Annotated in this window: 3 protein-coding genes and 2 pseudogenes; all 5 read left to right on the top strand. The window is 38.7% G+C overall.

Annotation, left to right across the window (positions count from 1 at the left end; translation table 11 throughout):
* A partial coding sequence (locus ACFING_RS09580) for a helix-turn-helix transcriptional regulator (RefSeq protein ID WP_375630719.1) occupies nucleotides 1-135 on the top strand: 135 nt, incomplete at its 5' end.
* Nucleotides 136-234: 99 nt separating this feature from the next.
* Nucleotides 235-936: pseudogene (locus ACFING_RS09575) on the top strand (hypothetical protein); the annotation flags it as partial.
* A gap of 111 nt (nucleotides 937-1047) precedes the next feature.
* On the top strand, nucleotides 1048-1338 hold the full coding sequence (locus tag ACFING_RS09570) for a CopG family ribbon-helix-helix protein (protein WP_375610963.1): 291 nt from the start codon (nucleotides 1048-1050) through the stop codon (nucleotides 1336-1338).
* Nucleotides 1335-1607, top strand: a complete 273-nt coding sequence (locus tag ACFING_RS09565) for a type II toxin-antitoxin system RelE/ParE family toxin (RefSeq protein ID WP_375610964.1) — start codon at nucleotides 1335-1337, stop codon at nucleotides 1605-1607. The genes ACFING_RS09570 and ACFING_RS09565 overlap by 4 nt, the downstream gene beginning before the upstream one ends.
* A gap of 169 nt (nucleotides 1608-1776) precedes the next feature.
* Nucleotides 1777-2665, top strand: a pseudogene (locus tag ACFING_RS09560) (DUF3987 domain-containing protein); the annotation flags it as partial.

The following is a 2665-nucleotide window of genomic DNA, read 5'->3' as shown; positions in this document are numbered from 1 at the left end:
ACATTCCGGCGTCATGTTACCAATGGCTCTCTCCCAAAACCTTTAAAATTTGGCTTTTTATCGCGTTGGTTACAATCGGATCTTTTGAATGTCATCGAACAAGCGAAACAGCAACGTCAAAGTGACGCGGCATAAAAAAAAACCTTGTCACATAAGGACGGACAAGGCTTTCTCAAACTCATCAATCTAGAGATAGCATAATCCGTCCTATGACGCAATGTTATAGGATTTAAAATGATGTGTTCTTTTAAGAATGCGCGGGGTATTACTCGTGCCTTGCGCGGGGTTTGGCATGGGCGTTATGGAACAGCCCGTTGCCCTGCTCATGATGATAGGCTGCCTAGTTTATCCCTTGCCAATGGACATGATGGGCGTCTTTTACTCACTTGTTATGCTGGCTGCTCTTTTAGAGAGATCATACAAGCGCTTATTAGAATTGGCTTGCTTGGAAAACAAGCCTTTTTTGATAAAGCTTATGATCAGACGCTCTCTTTCTCCAAACAGTTTTGTGCTGATCTCAAACAAGCAAAAAGGAAAGCAGAGAGAGCAAAAGCAATTTGGCAACAAAGCCAACCAATCAAAAATACTTTAGCAGAAACCTATTTACGTATGCGGGGTATTACATGTGATTTGCCTGCTGATTTACGCTTTTACGACAAATGTCCACACCCCTCTGGGGGTACACTGCCCGCGTTGGTGGCTCTTGTTAAGGGCGCTGGTTCCTTTGCTATTCATAGAACCTTTTTAAAAGACAATGGCTGCAAAACAGACCAAAAACCAGCAAAAGCCATGTTGGGATCTGTCACGGGTGGCGCGGTGCATTTAAGTCAAGCCAATCCAAAACATCTGGTCATTTGTGAAGGCATTGAAACCGGTCTGGCTCTTTTGTCTGGGTTGTTATCAGAGCCCGTTGATTTATGGGCGTCCCTTTCAACCCTATGAAAATGCAAAATAGATATAAAATATCTATTCTAATAGTACCTATTGAAGAAACAGTAAAAATACATTACATTAGAACTACTTTGTAACACATTAAGTGGTCGTAAAATGGCTGAGACAACATTTACCTTTCGCGTCGATGATGTATTAAAAAATGAATTTTCCAAAGCAGCAAAGGCGTGTGATAGATCTGGTGCACAATTATTGCGCGATTATATGCGCGATATCGTAAAAGAACAAAAAGAAAAAAGTGCATACGATTTATGGTTTCGGGAACAAGTTCAATTAGGGATAAATTCTGCTAATGCAAGTGATATAATGTCTTCTGAAGAAATCGAAGCAGAAGCAAAAGAATGGCGCTTAAAGACACAAAGTAAACTAGATAGATCAACTTTATGAAGCTAATTTGGACACAAGTAGCACACGTTGACCGCAAAAAGATACGTGAATACATATCACAAGATAATCCTTCCGCTGCCTTAAAGTTTGATCAACTTTTATCTGAAAAAGTAGAAAAACTTGTTAAATTTCCTACCCTTGGTCGTTTAGGACGAATTGTAAATACACGTGAACTTATTGTACATCCAAATTATATCATGATTTATGATATTTCAAATGGCGTTGTGCGTATTTTACGTGTGCTCCATACAAAGAAAAAATTTCCTTAATCAACTGTATTTTTATTTATTTTGTAATTGAAGAAAATTATTTTCTACAATACTGCGCTCCGTATCAGTAAATAATGATAAATTATTATTTTTCTAATATTGCGAATATGATTGCATAATGCACTTTGCACACCGCTTAGTTTCTACTCGTAAAAATGAAGATGACACTATTGTCAATGATGTGTCTGTTGAAAAGCTTGGGGAACTCTTAAAAGAAAACCCCCGTGGTCTCTTAATGGTGCGTGATGAATTGGCTGGCTTTTTAGCCAATCTAGAAAGAAAGGAATATCAATCAGACCGCGCCTTTTATTTAACAGCTTTTAATGGCGATGATCAATTTACTTATGACCGTATAGAGCGTGGAACCATTTTTATCCCTTATGTCACTTTATCCATGATTGGAGGCATTCAACCTTCACGCATTATTCCGCTCATTCAAGCCATACACCGTGGAATAAACGATGACGGTTTATTGCAACGCTTTCAAATGATTGTCTGGCCCGATGACAATAAAGAGTGGCAATTGGTTGATAAACCGCCCAATCAAGAGGTCTGGCAAAAGTATGAAGGGGTATTTCGCTCTTTTCGTGATAAACGCTTAGGTTCTCCCGAACAACCACTGATTATGCGTTTTTCTCCTAAAGCACAAGTGAAGTTTTATGAATGGTTCGAGCATCTTCATAAAGAGGCAAAAGGAGGTACTCACTCAGAAAGCTTACAATCGCATCTTTAAAAAATGCCAAAGACCATAGCAAGCCTTGCGTTGATTTTTGAACTTCTTGATAGTGGTGGTTTAGAAATTGGTCTCTATGCCATTACAACAGCCTTGCGTTGGGAAAAATATCTGTTAAGTCATGTCAAAAGATTTTATGCGGCGGGGGATACATTAACAGCAGAGCGTGCAAAATTAATTGTTGAACGCTGTGATTGTTTACCCGATGTTTTTACAGCAAGGGATGTTTATAAACGTGATTGGAAATATTTAACAGACAATCAAACCGTTAAGCAAGCTTTAGAGCTTTTATGTCGTTGTAACTATATTCGTGAAATCTCTGGAG

Origin of the sequence: Bartonella sp. AP150HLJHH (assembly GCF_042196385.1) — a bacterium.
Taxonomy (GTDB): domain Bacteria; phylum Pseudomonadota; class Alphaproteobacteria; order Rhizobiales; family Rhizobiaceae; genus Bartonella.
This window is presented reverse-complemented; position numbering and strand designations above follow the sequence as displayed.